15 protein-coding genes are annotated in these 16098 nt (G+C 34.3%); 13 read left to right on the top strand and 2 right to left on the bottom strand.

Translation table 11 applies throughout. The features are described from left to right. Positions 1–11: 11 nt before the first annotated feature. Positions 12–1232 (bottom strand): argininosuccinate synthase, encoded by a 1221-nt coding sequence (locus LQU93_RS00245; RefSeq protein ID WP_229931876.1) that lies wholly within the window; start codon positions 1230–1232, stop codon positions 12–14. A 243-nt stretch (positions 1233–1475) separates the two neighbouring features. After that, complete coding sequence (locus LQU93_RS00240) at positions 1476–2894, bottom strand: Do family serine endopeptidase (protein ID WP_229931875.1); 1419 nt, start codon at positions 2892–2894, stop codon at positions 1476–1478. Between the two features lie 168 nt (positions 2895–3062). On the opposite strand from LQU93_RS00240, the gene LQU93_RS00235 reads away from it, so the two are divergent. The 13 genes from LQU93_RS00235 to LQU93_RS00175 all read left to right on the top strand — a co-directional run bounded on the left by LQU93_RS00235 (position 3063) and on the right by LQU93_RS00175 (position 16036). Then, a complete protein-coding gene (locus LQU93_RS00235) occupies positions 3063–3917 on the top strand; it encodes a DnaJ C-terminal domain-containing protein (protein ID WP_229931874.1) in 855 nt (284 codons plus the stop codon). 1 nt (position 3918) lies between these two features. Then, entirely contained in the window at positions 3919–4290 is a 372-nt protein-coding gene (locus tag LQU93_RS00230) for a heat shock protein transcriptional repressor HspR (protein ID WP_229931873.1), read from the top strand. Further along, positions 4290–5924: a cation:proton antiporter gene (locus LQU93_RS00225; protein WP_229932036.1), complete on the top strand. Its 1635-nt coding sequence runs from the start codon at positions 4290–4292 to the stop codon at positions 5922–5924. The genes LQU93_RS00230 and LQU93_RS00225 overlap by 1 nt, the downstream gene beginning before the upstream one ends. Further along, complete coding sequence (locus tag LQU93_RS00220; protein ID WP_229931872.1) at positions 5921–6418, top strand: low molecular weight protein-tyrosine-phosphatase; 498 nt, start codon at positions 5921–5923, stop codon at positions 6416–6418. Before LQU93_RS00225 ends, LQU93_RS00220 begins: the two co-directional genes overlap by 4 nt. A gap of 329 nt (positions 6419–6747) precedes the next feature. Beyond that, the gene (locus tag LQU93_RS00215; RefSeq protein WP_229931871.1) at positions 6748–7422 is read left to right on the top strand and encodes a CsgG/HfaB family protein; all 675 of its coding nucleotides are present in this window, start codon (positions 6748–6750) and stop codon (positions 7420–7422) included. Further along, on the top strand, positions 7422–7787 hold the full coding sequence (locus LQU93_RS00210; RefSeq protein WP_229931870.1) for a DUF4810 domain-containing protein: 366 nt from the start codon (positions 7422–7424) through the stop codon (positions 7785–7787). The genes LQU93_RS00215 and LQU93_RS00210 overlap by 1 nt, the downstream gene beginning before the upstream one ends. Beyond that, a complete protein-coding gene (locus LQU93_RS00205) occupies positions 7784–8452 on the top strand; it encodes a DUF799 domain-containing protein (RefSeq protein WP_229931869.1) in 669 nt (222 codons plus the stop codon). The genes LQU93_RS00210 and LQU93_RS00205 overlap by 4 nt, the downstream gene beginning before the upstream one ends. Next, positions 8449–9081: a uroporphyrinogen-III synthase gene (locus tag LQU93_RS00200; protein ID WP_229931868.1), complete on the top strand. Its 633-nt coding sequence runs from the start codon at positions 8449–8451 to the stop codon at positions 9079–9081. The genes LQU93_RS00205 and LQU93_RS00200 overlap by 4 nt, the downstream gene beginning before the upstream one ends. A 232-nt stretch (positions 9082–9313) precedes the next feature. Next, positions 9314–10561: a phosphoribosylamine--glycine ligase gene (purD, locus tag LQU93_RS00195; protein ID WP_229931867.1), complete on the top strand. Its 1248-nt coding sequence runs from the start codon at positions 9314–9316 to the stop codon at positions 10559–10561. After that, positions 10558–11010: an RDD family protein gene (locus LQU93_RS00190; RefSeq protein WP_229931866.1), complete on the top strand. Its 453-nt coding sequence runs from the start codon at positions 10558–10560 to the stop codon at positions 11008–11010. Before purD ends, LQU93_RS00190 begins: the two co-directional genes overlap by 4 nt. Beyond that, the gene (locus LQU93_RS00185) at positions 11000–13177 is read left to right on the top strand and encodes an LPS-assembly protein LptD (protein WP_229931865.1); all 2178 of its coding nucleotides are present in this window, start codon (positions 11000–11002) and stop codon (positions 13175–13177) included. Before LQU93_RS00190 ends, LQU93_RS00185 begins: the two co-directional genes overlap by 11 nt. Further along, positions 13174–13872 carry a sodium:proton antiporter gene (locus LQU93_RS00180; RefSeq protein ID WP_229931864.1) on the top strand — a complete coding sequence of 233 codons (699 nt, stop codon included), beginning with the start codon at positions 13174–13176 and terminating at the stop codon, positions 13870–13872. Before LQU93_RS00185 ends, LQU93_RS00180 begins: the two co-directional genes overlap by 4 nt. Continuing rightward, a complete protein-coding gene (locus tag LQU93_RS00175) occupies positions 13862–16036 on the top strand; it encodes a polyribonucleotide nucleotidyltransferase (protein ID WP_229931863.1) in 2175 nt (724 codons plus the stop codon). Before LQU93_RS00180 ends, LQU93_RS00175 begins: the two co-directional genes overlap by 11 nt. The last annotated feature ends 62 nt before the right edge of the window (positions 16037–16098 follow it).

Below are 16098 nucleotides of genomic sequence, written 5' to 3'. Positions count from 1 at the left end.
TTCCTTAAATTTTAAAATTTTCTACCATTTTTTCCAGCGATGATAAACCTTAATGCATTTAGTTTAATAAAGCCTTTTGCATCTGTTTGGTCATATACTGAATCTTCTTCAAACGTGCTAAATGCCTCGTCAAACAAGCTATCATTTTCACTTTTTCTACCTAGGATTATGACATTGCCCTTGTATAGCTCAAGCTCTACTACGCCATTTACATGCTCTTGAGTTTTATCGATTGCAGCTTGTAGCATCTCGCGCTCTGGACTAAACCAAAATCCATTATAAATCAGCTCAGCATAGCGTGGCATTAGCTCATCTTTTAGGTGGGCTGCACCTTTGTCTAGTGTTATACTCTCTATTGCTCTGTGTGCTTTTAACATTATTGTTCCGCCCGGCGTCTCATAACAACCTCTACTTTTCATACCTACAAAGCGATTTTCAACTATGTCAAGCCTACCAATGCCGTGTTTTGCACCAAGTCTATTAAGTTCTGTTAAAATTTCAGCTGGTGTTAGTCTTTTGCCGTTTATTTCAACTGGATCGCCTTTTTCATAAGTTATTTTTATAATCTCACTCTCATTTGGTGCTTCTTTTGGGCTTACTACCCATCTCCACATATCATTTTCTGGTGCATTTGCTGGATCTTCTAGCACAAGTCCTTCGTAGCTTATATGTAGTAAATTTGCATCCATTGAATACGGACTTTTGCCAGGTTTTGTGCTGATGTCTATTCCGTTTGCTTTAGCATAAGCTAAAAGCTTTTCGCGACTATTTAAGTCCCACTCACGCCACGGAGCGATAACTACTAAATCAGGATTTTGTGAGTAGTATCCTAGCTCAAATCTTACTTGATCGTTGCCTTTGCCTGTTGCACCGTGGCTTACGCCGTCAGCTCCTGTTTGTTTTGCGATTTGTGCTTGACGTTTTGCAATAAGCGGACGTGCAATAGATGTGCCAAGCAAATACTCTCCTTCATAGATTGCATTTGCTCTAAACATTGGAAATACATAATTGCGCACAAATTCTTCTTTTAAGTCTTCTACAAAGATGTTTTCAGGCTTTATGCCAAGGCTTAGCGCCTTTGCTTTAGCAGCTTCTAGCTCGTCTCCTTGACCAATATCTGCAGTAAATGTTACTACTTCGCATTTATACTCATCTTGAAGCCATTTTAATATAATGCTTGTATCAAGTCCGCCAGAATATGCCAAAACTACCTTTTTTACATCTTTTTTCATTCGCTTCTCCTATGTTTTAAGTTCTTAGATTTTATAAAAATATCATTTAAGTTTGCATTAAAAAAGTATAGTTTTTGTTGCAAAATTTTAAAATTTTAACTGATATATCATGATTTAAGCAGCTTAAATTTTAAAAAATTACTAAATATTTGTGGATTTTTGGATTAAATTTTGCTTTATTGTTTGGATTTAACACTACATCCCCCCTCCTATTTTAATTTTAGGAAGGGGAGAGTGTTAAAATTAGTTTTGTTTAACCACAAGTCCTTGCATAATCCCGCGTCTATTTACCCAAACTAGTGTTTTGCTTCCCTTTTTATCGTTTATTGCTTTAGTAAAACTCTGTATGTCTTTTACTATTTCATCGCCCACCTGCATGATTATGTCGCCTCTAATAAAGCCAAATTCATCAGCTTTTGAGTTTGGTTTTACTTCGGTTACCATCACCCCTACTATTTCGTTTGAGAGTTTATAATGCAATCTTATATCACTAGTTATATTTGATATGCTTAATCCATCTATTAGCATGGTATCTTTTGTGTTTAGTGTAGTATCTGTGCCGCGAGATAGCTTAAGGTTGGCTTCGTAAATTTTTGAGTTTCTTTCGTATTTTAAAGTAATATCGTCGTTTGGTTGTAGTGAGCCAATTATATTTTTTAAATCATTTGCACTTTTTACTACTTTGCCGTTTATATCGATTACTAAATCACCTCTTTTAAGTCCTGCTTTATCAGCAGGAAAGTCTTTTTCAACACTGCTGATTAATGCACCTTCTTTGTTTTGATATAGTTCTTTTTGTGCTTCAGTAAGATTTGATATCATGACGCCTATATATCCGCGATCAATTTTTCCATCACTAATTAGTTTTTTTGTAATGTCTTTTACCATGCTTGATGGTATGGCAAATCCTATACCAGAGCTATCTCCGCCACGTGATAGTATAGCTGAGTTTATGCCTATTAGTGCACCTCTTGTATCAACCAATGCTCCACCTGAGTTTCCAGGGTTTATTGATGCATCAGTTTGGATAAAATTTTCATATTGATTTAGTCCTATGTTGTTTTTATTAAGTGCAGAGATTATACCGCGTGTAATAGTGCTACCAACTCCAAAAGGATTTCCTATTGCAAATACAACGTCTCCTTCAAGCACCTTTGATGAGTCTGCAAATTTAATAGCTTGTAAGTTTTTTTCATCTATTTTTATGACTGCTAAGTCTGTTTTTGGATCGCTTCCTATTAGTTTTGCTTTGTATTCTTTATCGCTATTTGTTAAAGTAACTACGATTTGTTCGCTATCTTCTATAACGTGATAATTTGTTACTATGTAGCCCTCTTTTGAGATTATTACACCAGAGCCTAGTGATGTCGATTTTTGTCTCTCTTTTGGTATGCCAAAATTAAATCCAAAAAATTCTCTAAAAAATGGATCGTTAAACATCTGTCCCAATTCATTTTGTGGATGGTTTATCTTTTTTGTAGTGGATATATTTACAACTGATTGTTTTGCTTTTGCAATCGAGCTATGGTATGACAGTATTGTATCATCTTTGTTTTCAAAAGGCGATACTCTTGTAGTTTGACTTGGAGCTTCTTCTATTATGATGTTGTTTGCAAAAAGCACTGAAGCCGATATTAACGATATGAGAGTTAATTTTTTCATTTTGTCTATCCTTTAAATAGTTATAAAATTTTATGTTTTTGTAATTATAAGACTGCGATTATAACAAAAATTTAACAAAATTTAAAAAAATAAAAAAATAAACTTGATTGACTTAGGCTAAAGTTTTATGATACAATTAGCAATAATTTAATTAAAAGGTAAATTAAAGTGAGTGAAAGTTTATATGAAACATTGGGCGTTAGCAAATCAGCTTCAGCTGACGAGATAAAAAAAGCATATCGTAGATTAGCAAGAAAATATCATCCAGACATAAACAAAGAGGCTGGTGCTGAAGAAAAATTTAAAGAGATAAATGCTGCATATGAAATTTTATCTGATGAGAATAAACGTGCTCAGTATGACAGATATGGCGATAGTATGTTTGGTGGGCAAAATTTTAGCGATTTTGCACGTTCTCAAGGCGGTGTAAATTTAGACGAAATACTTAAAAATATATTTGGCAATGGAAGCTTTGGTAATGGTTTTGGCAGGGGTAGTTTTAGTTCTGGATTTGGTTTTGATACGGGGTTTGGACAAAGTGATAGCACGGCAAAGATAAATATACCATTTGATGTGGCCATACTTGGTGGAGAGCATAGGATAAGCTTTGAAGGCGAGAGTATAAAGATAAAAATCCCAGCCGGTATAAATAATGCTGAAAAATTGAGAATTAAAGGCAAGGGCAGGGGTGGTAGCGATTTGATATTAAGCGTAAATATAAATGATAGTGATGAATACACAAGAGATGGCGATGATTTAGAAAAAGAGGTGCAAATACCACTTAAAACAATGCTTTTTGGTGGTAAATTTGAGCTAAGCACATACAAAAAAGATGTCACAATAAAGATAAATGAAAATACAAAAACTGGTGCTAAAATTCGTCTAAAAGGTTATGGTGTGCAAAATAGAAAGAGTGGAATATATGGAGATTTGTATTTAAAAGTCAGGGTTAAATTGCCTGATTTAAACGAACTTGATGAAAATTTTATAAAATCATTAAAGCAAAATTTGCCGGAGAACTAATATGCATGATTATGATGAGCCACTATATTTAATTAGCGTTGTAGCAAAGGTATTAAGCATACATCCTCAAACATTGCGTCAGTATGAACGAGAGGGTTTATTGGAGCCATCAAGAACCGATGGTCGCATGAGATTGTATTCTCAGCGCGATGTTGATAGGGTAAAGATGATACTTCGCCTAACACGTGATTTGGGCGTAAATTTAGCTGGTGTAGATGTGATACTTAAGCTAAAAAGCCAAATGGACGAATTTGAAGCAACTATAAATGAATTAAGAGCCGAGTTAAATCAAAAAGGAACTATTCCGACTAAAAAAGCTCTCGTAAAGCGTCCTAGTAAATTTGACGTAATTTTTTACGAAGAGAAAAAATGATGGATTATTTTTTACTGGCATTTTTGCTCACTGTTTTTTTAAGCATTATTTTAAATATATTTTTTAAACGATTTGAAATTCCTACTATTATAGGTTACATCGTCACAGGAATTATAGTATCTGAAGCTTTTGAGTTAAAATCAAACGAAAATTTAGAGCATATTGCTGAGTTTGGCATAGTCTTTTTAATGTTTACTATTGGTCTTGAGTTTAGTTTGCGTCATCTTATGAGTATGAAAAAAGAGGTGTTTGTAAATGGCGGACTTCAAGTGTTTATTGGTGGATTGTTTTTGGCTGTTTTGGCATATTATATACTTAATCAAGATGATTATAATTCACTAATAATAGGCTTGGCTCTTGCTTTATCTTCAACTGCAATAGTGCTTAAAATTTTAAATGATACTAGACAAATATCTCAACCTTATGGTAGAAAATCACTTGGAATTTTATTGTTTCAAGATATTGCCGTGATACCTATATTGATTATGGTGGATGTGTTTAGTTCAAATCAAAGCTCGGTCGCAGAGCTTGTTATTAGAACGCTTTTTATGGCTAGTGTGCTTATTGTTTTGCTGTATTTAATAGGCAAATACATAATAAATTGGCTATTTTATAAAGTTATTCAGACTAAATCAAATGAAATTTTTATAGCAACTGTGTTTTTCTTAGTTGTTGGTTCTGGCACTTTAGCACATGGATTTGGCTTCTCTTTTTCTCTTGGTGCATTTTTAGCTGGAATGATGATGGCTGAAACAGAATACAAACATCAAATTGAAGCAGATTTAATTCCATTTAGAGATATTCTTTTGGGATTATTTTTTATAAGTATTGGTATGCAAATAAACATTGATGTCATAGTGTCAAACATATTTATAATACTAATGCTTGTGTTAAGCATAATGCTAATTAAAGCCATAGTGATATTTGGCATACTAAGAACCTATCAAAGCACAAGAGTATCGTTTAAGACGGCTGTAACGCTATCACAAGTTGGTGAGTTTGCTTTGGCTGTTTTTGGAATGATGTCTTCTCGTGGTATGCTAGAGCCACAAGTGGCTCAGGTGCTAATAGCAGTAAGCGTGATATCAATGTTTGCAACGCCATTTATACTAAAAAATCTAAATTTCTTTGCTGATTTAATAGAAAAAGATGTTGCAAATCAAGCAGATGGCACAATAAAACCACAATCTTTAAGAGATCATATCGTTGTTTTTGGCTATGCAAGTTTAGGACAAGAGGTTGTTTATAGAATAAAAGAACGAGGTCTTGTTTATATCGTTATAGAAAGTGACATAAGTTTGGTTGAGTTAGGGCGTGAGCGTGGCGAAAATGTGTTTTTAGGAAGTGCATTTTCAAAAACAACATTTGATAACGCATGTGTTAAAACTGCTGCTGCTGTGATAGTAACTGTGACAAACGAGCAAAAACTAGAGCTAATAACAAGAAATATTACAAACTACGATGCAAATATACAGACTATAATTCGTGTAAGTGAAGATGAGAAAAAAGAGCTGTTTGCTGACTTGGGCAATAATTTTCACCTTGTTAGTCAAGAAAAAGCACTTGGTAGATTGCTTGTACATGAAGCATTGCAGTGCAAGATTGATAAAAATTTAGGAAAAAGTGTAATATGAGTAATTTTAATGTGCTTTTTGTTTGTCATGGAAATATATGTCGTTCTCCAATGGCTCATATGATTTTGCATGAGATGATACAAAAAGATGACTTAAGCGATAGAGTTTTTGTAAGCTCACGTGCTACACACACAGATGAGATTGGCGAACCAGTTTATTATGAAACAGTGCGTGTTTTAAAGCAAAATAACGTGCCTATTTTGCCACACAAAGCCACACAAATTAAAGCAGATGATTATGATAAATACGACATTATAGTATGCATGGATGATGAAAATATAAGTTCTTTAAGGCGTATACTTGGCATGAAATTTAATGAAAATATAAAATTTTTGCTTGAGTTTGCACATGAGAATTTAAACAATGAGAGTGTTTTACATAGCGATTTGATAGTTAAAGATCCATATTATACAAGGGATTTTGAAAAATGCTATACTGATATAGTTCGTGGATGTGCTGGACTTATGGAGTATATTAAATGTAAAATTTGCTAAATTTTACTTTGCCAACTCTCATATTGTCTGTGTTATTTGTCACGCATTAATATTTATGTAGGCAAAATAAATTTTAAATTTAAAGACGTTGCTTTTTTAACTTCGCTTTACTCATTGCAAGATTATTGCTGTGAATAACTTTGGTTTGCCAGCTACAAGATGATAGCTTGACATTAGTTGCTATTAAGAATTTTGCTTACTGCTTTTGTAGGAGTATATTTTTGTTGTTAAATTCTTTGTTGCTTGAAAACTTTTAGATTTTGTTTTAATACTTGTTTAATCGTTTTTTGGATAACATCGAAGGCAAAATTTATTCTTAGGAGATGATAATGAAAATTAACAATAAAACGCTTATGGTAGGCGTTGCTTTCGCTGCTGTGTTATTTACTGGTTGTGCGACTGAAAGCTCAAGAACATTACAAACACCAAAAGTCGCTAGTGCAGCAACTGTGTATCATGGAGAAAAGGCATTAGTTTCTGTTGGTAGATTTAACAATCAGTCTGCGTATCAAAATGGAATTTTTAGTGATGGCGAAGACAGACTTGGCAATCAAGCTTCAACAATACTTGTTACTTCACTAAGTGAAAGTGGTAGATTTTCTGTGCTTGAAAGAACAAATATGAAGGCACTAGATCAAGAGAGCAAGTATGCAAAAACGGCTCAAAATATCAAAGGTGCCAGATATGTTATCACGGGTGATGTTACTGAGTTTGGTAGAAAAACAACTGGTGATAAGCAGCTTTTTGGCATACTTGGCAAGGGTAAAACACAAACTGCTTATTCAAAAGTTAATTTAAATGTTGTTGATACTACTACTTCAGAGGTTGTTTATTCTGCACAAGGTGCCGGCGAATACGCACTAAGTGAGCGTGAAGTAATTGGATTTGGTAGCACGGCTGGATATGATTCTACGCTAAATGGTAAGGTTTTGAGCTTGTCTATTAGAGAGGCTGTTGATAATCTTATAAAAGGCTTAGAAAGCGGTGCATGGAAAGCTAAGTGATGAAAAAATATAGCTTTTTCTCTTTAGTATTTTTTTTGATACTAATAACTGGATGTGGCACGTCTCAGTCTAGATCTATTTATTATTGGGATGGTGCATATACTAAAGCTACTTATAAGTATCTAAGTCAAGATTATGATGCTAGTGAGCAAATGGCACAGCTTGAGCAAACGATCCAAAAAGCGTATGAAAAAGGCGCAAAAGTCCCACCTGGACTATACGCTCATCTTGGACTTTTGTATTCAAACGCTGGTAATTTAACTCAGGCAAATGCATATTTTGAAAAAGAAGTGCGCGAGTATCCAGAATCACGCGAATTTATAGCGTTTTTACTAAGCGATAAAAATAAAAAGGCTAAGAAATGAAAAGAATTAATATAGTTTTTTTAGCTTTTGTAGCATTATTTTTCTCGGCTTGTGCAACAAATCAAAAAATGTATGATTATAGTGGTATGTTAAGTGCCAATCCAAAATCAGTTTTGGTCTTAATGCCTACAAATGAAACTACGGAAAATTTAGCCTCTGCTGCTGTTGCTTCAAGTATTGTTGCACCGCTGAGTGAAGCTGGATATTATGTGTTTCCTATAACGCTTGTTAATGATTTATTTAAACATAACGGCATAAGCGAACCTAGTGAGATTGCAAATGTAAGCACAGCAAAGCTTAAAGAGATTTTTAATGCTGATAGTGCATTATACATAAATGTAAGCGAATATGGCACAACGTATAAGCTTATAAATAGTGTAACGATAGTGAGAGTTCAAGCAAAACTTGTTGATTTATCGACATCAAATGTCATTTGGGAGGGCAGTGGCGAAGCGGTACAGGATTCTGGATCAAATAATAGCGGAGGGCTAATTGGTGCGTTAGTCTCAGCCGTCATAAGTCAAATAGCAAATACTGTTTCAGATGCTAGTTATGATCTGTCTCAAGTAGCTGGTGCAAATTTGCTCATGCTTGATTGTAATACTTGTATATTGCGCGGTCCAAGATCTCCAGCATACCGTCAGGATAGACAAATTACAAAATGATTTATTTAATAAATCATGAAAATAAATATGAAGGCGTTGAAAATTTAGTATTAAATGAGATTTGTTACTTTAATTTCTCACTTGATTTAAATGATTTTGACGCCTTAATTATCACTTCAAAAAATAGCATTAATGCCTTAAAATTTAATGAAATTTTGCCTACAAATATCAATGTTTATTCAATAGGAGAACAGACATCAAAATTTGCAAATGAGTATGGATTTTGCAATGTTTATACTGCAAAAAATCATCATGGAGATGAGTTTGCAAATGAGATTATAAAACACTTGTATGGCAAAAAAACAGTATTTGTTAGGGCTAAACAGACGGCTTCAAAGATAGATGAAATTTTAACTGCCAACGCCATAGATATTACCACAATAGTTGCGTATGAAAATATTTATAAAAATTTAAAAAACTTATATAAACCACCAAAAAATAGCATTTTAATATTTCTTGCTCCATCTGGTGTGCAAAATTTCTTGCAAAGATTTGGCTGGGATGATAGCTATTGGTGTATAGCCATTGGAAATACAACAGCAAGTGCATTAAAATTTACTAATAATCTAAAAATATCTAAAAAACAAACAATAAATGATTGTATTTTATTGGCTAAAACCCTACTTTAAGCAAAAAATTAATATAATGATATCGCCTGAGTGAAGCGAGAACGCATTTTATTAGGGTCCAACACTTTTGTATTGGCGATGATGTGTGTGGGCTCTGTGATGTGGCTTCGTTTGAGTGTAGAAATATGCAAGAAGTTGCAACCTTAAGTCCATGCCTAATCGCAAGATTGGCTTTAATTTGGGCCACTCTTTATGCAACGCTCACTTGGGTCTTATAATACACGGAGCAAATATGAAAATCTTAATTATAGGTAGTGGCGGTAGAGAGTATGCGATCGCACTAAAGCTTAAAGAAGAAAAAAAAGTAGAAAAATTATACTTTGCACCTGGTAACGGTGCTACATCAAAAATAGGTGAAAATGTAAGCATATATGATTATGATGAACTGGCGAAATTTGCTATAAAACAAGAAATAACATTAACTATAGTTGGTCCAGAAGCTCCTTTGAGTAATGGTATAGTAGATGTATTTAAATCTAATGGGCTTAATATATTTGGTCCTAGTAAAAGTGCAGCCAGACTAGAAGCTAGTAAGACCTATATGAAAGAATTTTTAGCAAAAAACAATATAAAAACGGCAAAATTTTTAAATACAGACAGCAAACAAGAGGCTTTTAAGTTTATTGATAGCTTAAAAACTCCTATTGTTGTTAAGGCTGATGGATTATGTGCTGGAAAAGGCGTTGTAATCGCTAAAGATTACGCACAAGCAAAAGATGCTGTAAGTGAAATGTTAGATGGTAGTAGCTTTGGTGATGCTGGAAAACGTGTAGTTATTGAAGAGTTTTTGGATGGTTTTGAGCTTAGTTTTTTTGCGATTTGTGACGGCAAGAATTTTGTAAGTTTGCCTGTTGCACAAGATCACAAGAGACTACTAGATGGCGATCTGGGACCAAATACAGGCGGAATGGGTGCATATGCCCCAAGTCCTTTGGCGAGCAAAGAGCTTATAAGGTGTATAGAAAATGATATAGTAAAGCCTACATTAAAAGGTATGCAGGATGAAAATGCACCATTTTGTGGTGTGCTTTTTGTCGGAGTGATGGTTGTAAATAATGAGCCATACGTGCTTGAGTTTAACGTGCGTTTTGGCGATCCTGAATGTGAGGTCATTATGCCATTAATTGATGGCGATTTGAGCGAAATTTTGCTAAATGCTTCATGTGGTAAATTACAAGATGTTAAGCTTAAAGACAAATACGCTGTTGGGGTTGTGATAGCTAGCAAGGATTATCCATATAAAAAATCACCAAAACAAAAAATAAATGTAAAAAATATACCCCAAAATTCTCAGCTAATATATGCTGGTGTTTGTGAGCAAAACGGTGAAATTTATGCAGATTCTGGTCGAGTTTTGGTGTGTGTTGGTTTAGGTGATGATATAGCCACTGCAAAGCAAAATGCATATGAGCTGTGTCAAAATGTTGAGTTTGAGGGTATGCAGTATAGAAAAGACATAGCTTGGCAGGTGTTAAAATGAGCAAAGATATAGCTTACGATTTAGAACGTGAAGGCATAAAAGTAGCGTCATTTTCAAAAAGAGCTTTTGCTTTTGTTGTTGATGAGATTGTTTTGGCATTACTTTTTATGGCGATATATTATGAAAGATTTTCGATTGCAAATTCTCAAGAAGAGGTTGTAGCGATAGTGATGACGTTATCATGGCAGTATGTTTTGATACGAACGATATATCACGCATTTTTCGTATGGTATAATGGAGCAACAGTAGGCAAAATTTTAATGAAGATAGTGTGTATAGATGTTGATTATATGGATAAGCCAAATTTAAGTAGTAGTATTATGAGAGCTTTGATTAGAAATGTCAGCGAGATGGCGTTTTATCTAGGATATTTATGGGCTTTTGGTAGTCCGGTGCTTCAGACTTGGCATGATAGATTTGCAAAAACGGTAGTTATAGATGTGGCGTAAAATTTTATTATCCATCTCTTTGAGTGTAGCTGTTTTTGCGATTTCTCAAGATCAAATGCAAAATCAAAATTTTGAACTTTTGGCTGATGATGTTAGTAAAAATGGTGATGTTTTAACTGCTACTAAAAATGTTGTTGTTTATTCTCAGACGTATTTAATAACGGCAGACAAGGCTATTTATAACCAAACAAGTGAGATAATTGAGTTGTTTGGCAATGTAAATATGATGCGTGGCGCAAATGAGATTTCGCGTTCAAGTTATGTAAAGATTAATTTAAAAAATGATACTTTGGACTTTGAAACGCTTTTTATGATGGATAAGGATTTAGAGGTTTGGATGCAAAGTGACGAGAGTAGTTCTGATGAGAATTATTATCGCACAAAAGGCGCTGTTGTGTCTAGTTGCAATGTCAAAGATCCAGACTGGAGTATTACAGCAACGACTGCAAAATTAAACAAGCAGAGTAAATTTTTGCATCTTTACAATCCACTTTTTAGGGTAAATTTACCGCTTGTGGGTAATACGCCTGTGTTTTATCTGCCTTATTTTGGATTTCCAACGGATACTACACGTCGCACAGGATTATTGCCATTAGATGCTGGATATTCTAAAAGTGAGGGTGTTTATTATAAACAACCAATATATTTTGCTCCGTATAATTCGTGGGATTTTCAAACAGATTTTCAAATTCGCACACGTCGTGGTATGGGTTTAAACAACACGCTTAGATTTACTGATTCGCCGTATTCATATGGATATTTTAGTTTCGGTGGATTTAGAGATAAAGATGTTTATCGTCAAAGACAAAGTGTAAAGAACTCAAATTTACAGGCGTTAAAATATAAAACACACTATGGTGTTGAGTTGTTTTACGATAGAAGTAATCTTTTTAAGGAGTATATAAGCCCTGAGTTACAAGAGGGTTTGTATTTAAATACAACTATATTAAACGATGTGGAGTATTTAAATTTAAAAGGGCGAGGTGATGATGCTGATTCTTTAGTTACATCTAAGCTTAATTATTTTTTATCTGAAGATGATCATTATTTTGCCACATACGCTAGATACTACATTGATACTCAAAAAATAGGAAGCACTAATAAAAATAAAGACACTCTTCAAGAGCTTCCAGCATTTCAGTATCATAAATTTAGCAATAGTTTTGTTTTGCCAAATCTAATATACAGCCTAGATGTGCAATCTCATAGGTATGATAGAAAAATTGGAGTAAAAGCAACTCAGTATGAGTTAAATTTACCAGTATCTCTTCATTTGCCACTACTAGATGAGTATTTGACATTTTCTTTTTATGAAAATTTATATGCTTCACATATAAGATATGACAACAAGAGAATTTCTGCCATAAAATCAGATAAAGACAAACGTGATAATTTTGTGAATAATTATCATAGGTTTGCTATTCATACCGATCTTGCAAAGGCTTATGATAGTTTTTTTCATACGTTAAATTTTGGAGCTGAGTATATTTTGCCTGGTATTAATAATGGTGATTTATCGGATGAGTTTATATATGATTTAGATGGCAAAGGATATGAAAATTTTCTGGCTGCCGAACATAAAAAACAAGAAATTGCAGGATATGTAACTCAGTATTTTTACACATCAAATGGGCGTAAATTTTTGCGCCATAGCGTATCTCAGAGCTACTATACAAAGGATTCAGAACTTGGAAATTTAAAAAACTCAATTGCGTTTTATCCATTTGTAAATTTAACTTTATTTAATAAAGTGGAATATTCACACTTGCAAAATAAGATAGTTCGTATGCAATCTGGAATAAACTATAGTGCAGATATGTTTAGTATTGGGATAAATCACACATTTAGACGTCGAACAGATGCAAAGCATGACAGTTATTTGACGACAAATGCCGCTGTCAAATTACCATATTTTTATAAATTTCTTGGTGCATGGCAGTATGATTTAGAAAGAGACTATACTAAGATGTGGCGTTTAGGCCTGGCGCACAACAGAAAATGCTGGAATTATAGCTTGATTTACCAAAGTGATTATGAGCCAGTTACCACAAAAACCGGTTCAGCCATTAAAAGAACTCAAGGGGTTATGTTTATGGTTAATTTCTATCCTATGGGTGGGGTTAGTTATGATTTTTCTATGCAAAAAGATCCAAGTAGTGTTGAATGATAGAGAATGTAACGATATTTAAAGACGAGATAGATGCTGCACAAAATTTAGCTAAAATTTTACCAGCAGAACATTTAAAAGAGCTAAATACCCTAATTATTTGTTCTTCAATTGATTCAGTATTGCTTGTTGATGAAGTTGCTAAGATGATTGAGCTTGATTATGAGCTTTTATTTACACAGCCAATACATGCTCCAAACAATCCCAAATGCAATATAGCAATAGTTAGCGAAAATGAAGAGATAATAGTAAATGATGAGCTTGTTAAGGCATTTGATATAAGTTATGACTTTGTGTATAGTCAAGCAAAAAGGCAATATGAAGAGACTATATTAAAAAAAATATATAAATTTCGAAATGGCGATCTTTTGAGTAATTTGCAAGGTCGCAATATCTTAATTATAGATGAAGGCACACAAACGGGCATGACAGCCATGATATGTATAAAAACACTAATTAAAGCCGGAGCCAAGACTATATCATATGCTACGCCAATAATAGCCATGGATGTCGCTATGCATTTAAGTGATTTAACTGATGATATTTATGCAGTAGATAGAATTTCGCATTTTATTGATGTTAATAGTTATTATGATAACAAAATGGCTTTGGGCGATGATGAGATAATTGCTATTTTAAAAAATAGCCAAAGATATAAAAAACTACAAAAAGGAGATAATACGGATGCAATATAGCATAGAAGTTAATAATCAGGTTGAAATTTTTGATTTAAATAAGGTTGCAAAACAAGCAGCAGGAGCTGTATTGATGAGAGTGAAAAATACAGTTGTTTTGGCTACGGTTGCACGTGAAGATGTGCAGGTTGAAGAGGATTTTTTACCACTTACTGTGCAGTATCTAGAAAAGGCATACGCAGCTGGTCGCATACCTGGCGGATATGTCAAGCGTGAGACAAAACCTGGTGAGTTTGAGACACTTACTTCTCGTATTATTGATAGATCTTTAAGACCGCTGTTTCCAAAAGGCTACGCATATCCTACTCAGATAGTTGTTATGGTGCTTTCAGCTGATCCTGAGGTTGATTTGCAAGTTGTTGGATTAAATGCTGCAAGTGTTGCACTCTATCTTAGTGATATACCAGTAAATCGCCCAGTTTGTGGGGTTAGGATAGGGTATATTAATGATGATTTTGTTATAAATCCAAGTAATTCTGAGCTTAAAAATTCGGCATTGGATTTATATGTGGCTGGTGTAAAAGATGAGCTTTTGATGATAGAGATGAGAAGTATAGCCCAGACTAATGATGCCTTTGTGCCTCTTGTAGATCCTAGCTTAGGCGGTGCTTTTGTTAGTACGCAAAATATGAATGAGTTTGATGAGGATAAAATTTTACAAGCTATTGATCTTGCTGGCAAAGCGATACTTCGTCAAACAAACGCATACGAAGAGGCGTTTAAAGAGCATAAAAAAGCTGATGCTATAATTGAGTTAAAACCAGAGATAGAAAACGAAAATGTTGCGATATATATAGATAAAATTTATAAAAATGATGTCAAAAATGCAATAAATCAGATGGCAAAAAGCGAAAGAGCAAGTGAGCTAACAAAAATAGCTAAGCAAATTTTAAGCGATGAAGAGGCTATTAAAGAGGGTTGGGATGAGAAGCTTATTACAAATGTTTTAGGCAAATACAAGAAAAAAATCGTAAGAGAGCAGATAATAAATGAAAAAGTAAGGGCTGATGGCAGAAGACTGGATGAAGTAAGACCAATATCAATTGAAACAAACATACTGCCTAATGCACATGGCTCATGCTTATTTACTCGCGGACAAACACAGGCCTTAGTGGTTACGACACTTGGTACAGATGGCGATGCACAGATGTATGATGTGCTTACAGAAAATGCAGCAGTTACTGATAAATTTATGTTTAATTATAACTTTCCAGGCTTTAGTGTAGGCGAGGCAAGTCCGTTAAAAGCACCAGGTCGTCGTGAGCTAGGACATGGCAATCTTGCTAAACGTGCATTAGCGCCAAGCATAGATTTAAACTCACCTTATACGCTTCGTGTTGTATCTGAAATTTTAGAAAGCAATGGTTCTAGCTCGATGGCATCTGTTTGTGGTGGTTCGTTGGCACTTAGAGCGGCTGGTGTTGATACGCAAAAACTTGTAGCTGGTATTGCTATGGGTCTTGTTTTTGAGGGTGAAAAACACGCTGTTTTAACTGATATAATGGGGCTTGAAGATCATGATGGAGATATGGATTTTAAAGTAGCTGGAACGACAGAAGGTATCACTGCACTTCAGATGGACATTAAGCTTGGTGGAATTAGTTTAGATGTTTTAAAAGAGGCATTAAATCAAGCCAAACAAGGCAGAGATCATATACTAGCACTCATGCAAGAAGCAAATGATACCATTGTCGTAAATGACGATATCTTGCCTAAACTTGAACTATTTAGCATAGATCCAAGTAAGATAGTTGATATAATCGGACAAGCTGGTAAAACCATAAAAGAGATAATTGAAAAATTTGGCGTGGCAATAGATCTTGATAGAGAAAAAGGCGAGGTTAAAATAGCTGGAAGCACTAAAAAAGATGTTGATGCGGCAAAGGATTATATTATTCAAATTACATCAAAAGAAAAAGGTGGCAAAAATGGTGGGCGTGAACGCCACATTAAAGACAAGCCAAAAGTGGTTTTTAATATCGGTGATGAGTTTGATGGTGTGGTAAAAAGCGTAGTTGATTTTGGTGTGTTTGTGGAGCTAAAAGATGGAGTAGATGGTTTGCTTCATAAGTCGAAATTAGTAAATCCGCTAAGTGTTGGAGATAGAGTAAGGGTAGTGGTAAGTGAGCAAAAAGGCTCTAAAATTTCACTATCTTTGGTTTAATTTGCATTCGTTGTGTAGGATAGACATGATATTTGGTGTAGGTTGGAGATAGTTTGCCAGAT

Origin of the sequence: Campylobacter majalis (assembly GCF_905120465.1) — a bacterium.
GTDB classification, from domain to species: Bacteria; Campylobacterota; Campylobacteria; order Campylobacterales; family Campylobacteraceae; genus Campylobacter_A; species Campylobacter_A majalis.
Note: the sequence above shows the minus strand (reverse complement) of the source record. Positions and strands in the feature narration are given on the sequence as shown.